The organism is Lactobacillus sp. UMNPBX17 (assembly GCF_002553735.1).
Lineage (GTDB): Bacteria > Bacillota > Bacilli > Lactobacillales > Lactobacillaceae > Lactobacillus > Lactobacillus gallinarum.
Genome location: NZ_PCYT01000115.1, coordinates 1 through 2,116, shown reverse-complemented (window position 1 = coordinate 2,116; position 2,116 = coordinate 1). Strand labels below are relative to the sequence as shown.

Below are 2,116 nucleotides of genomic sequence, written 5' to 3'. Positions count from 1 at the left end.
TGTTTTTGTGGTTATTAACATTCTATCAAACAGGTCCAAATGGACTTTTTATTTTGTATCAAGTGTTCAATTTAATTTTACAATCGGCGTAAAATTAAAATTAGTAAATATATTATATAACGTGTGGTGCTAGTTAAATCGTTTTAGTTAATAAAAAAGTCCAATCGGACTAGACTCAAGTTGTAGTATCAAAAAGAAAAGAGTCTGATCTGATTGAACTGCCTTAAGCTTAAGCGTTTTAGCCACCCTAAGACAAGTTAGTTTTAAAGATTTAGTGATAATTTGTCGGCACTGGTATCGTTTGTATGCACCGGCTGAGTTTACTCATCGGCGAAATATTGATCAAATTAAAACTACGGACAGTCTGATTTTGGCTTTACTTATCTGGCAAGCTAAGACAGGAATTGAATCACAAAAAAGATTCTGTGAATGTTTCAATTGTTTATCACACTCACGTTTTAATCGGCGTTCACATTGCAATTGATTTATCAAATACGGCAAGAAATGAATAAAAAGGTTGACCTGAATGGACAATTCTTGATCATTGACAGCTTTCCGGTACCTGTTTGCCAACCAATTCGAAACTATCGTGCTAAAATTTTTCGCGGTTATGCCAACATTGGTTATAAGGCCACCAAGAAAATTTACTTCTATGGTTTCAAAGTTCATGCCATTGTTAGCGATGACAGTTACATTCTTGATTATGTCGTAACAAAGGCATCAGTTCATGATGCCAGGGAGACAGTTGAACTGATGGAAAATACCCATCCATCTAATTACTATCTTCTTGGCGACGAAGGCTATTTAGGCAAAGAACTGCATCAACAGCTAAAACAAATGGGTTACGAACTTTGGACACCATATCGTAAAAATATGACAGGAGCTAAAAAGCACAATGATCATCAACTGATGGCTATTCGCAGAACAATTGAAAGCGACTTTTCGCTTCTGACCTATTACAATGCCGAGAACAATCGAGCACGTAGTCTGATAGGCTTTCAAAGCCGGTTGGAAATTGCAATTTTAGCTTATAATTTGGCTTATTGTCTAGAACGATTTAACTAGCACCACGCGTATTAAATATGCGTTGTTAGACAAAGCAGGCAACATTATTAAAAAAGACAGAGTTCCTTCGACTCAAGATGAAAATGAATTCTTAAAGAAAATTGATCAAATTGTTGATAGTTTTGAAAATCTTAAAGGTATTGCCTTCTGTGCTCCTGGTCAAGTTTTAAATAATATTATTCATTTTGGTGGTTCTCTTACATTTTTAGATGGGATGAATTTCCCAGCTAGATATGAAAAATTGAATATTCCTATTGCTGTGATTAATGATGGGAAAGCAAGTGTACTAGATGAAAGTTGGTTAGGTAACTTAAAAGGAATAGATAATTGTGCTTCTCTAACATTAGGTACTGGAATTGGTGGTGGTTGTATTATAAATGGTCGCCTTATTTCAGGAACTCATGCACAGGCTAGTGAATTGAGTTTCATGAGATTTGATCCCTCTCCAACCGCTCATGAAATTGCTGGGTTTACGTATTCGGCTGTTCAGATGATAAGAGATGTTAATACTGTCGCTGGAAATCCTGATATTAAGGATGGTGTTGCTGCATTTAAAGTAATTCAAAGTGGCAATAAAGAAGCAATTCAACGATTTAATAAATTCTGTGCTGGTGTTGCTACAATTATCTTTGATATGCAAACAGTCATTGATCTGCAAAAATATACAATTGGTGGTGGTATTTCTGCACAGTCAATTGTGATTGATACCATAAATCAAGCATATGACCAGGTTTATAAGAATAACAGTCTAATTAGTCAAACACTTACTAAACCCGAGATCTGTGCTACTAAATTTAGAAATGATGCTAATCTTTATGGAGCTTTATATAATCTGTTGCTCCAAGAAAATAATGAACAGATTTAAATATTTCTCCCTCTAATATAGAAGTATCCACATGCAGAATTGCTGTGGATTATTTTTATATTTAAATTCTATAGATACTATGTAAGCGTCAAATGTAAGCGTCAAATAACCGGGTATCTGTTTTAGCCTTCATTTTTCAGGTATTCTAATCTCATCAATTTAATGGAGGTTAAGAATATGATCGAA

The 2,116-nt window shown here is 34.5% G+C and carries 1 protein-coding gene and 1 pseudogene; both read left to right on the top strand.

All coding sequences use genetic code 11. The annotated features are described in order from the left end of the window. Positions 1 to 213 precede the first annotated feature (213 nt). Positions 214 to 1,065 (top strand): annotated as a pseudogene (locus tag CP368_RS09735) (IS982 family transposase). A 10-nt stretch (positions 1,066 to 1,075) separates the two neighbouring features. Continuing rightward, positions 1,076 to 1,930, top strand: coding sequence for an ROK family protein (locus tag CP368_RS09730; RefSeq protein ID WP_098046046.1), 855 nt, complete (start codon positions 1,076 to 1,078; stop codon positions 1,928 to 1,930). The last annotated feature ends 186 nt before the right edge of the window (positions 1,931 to 2,116 follow it).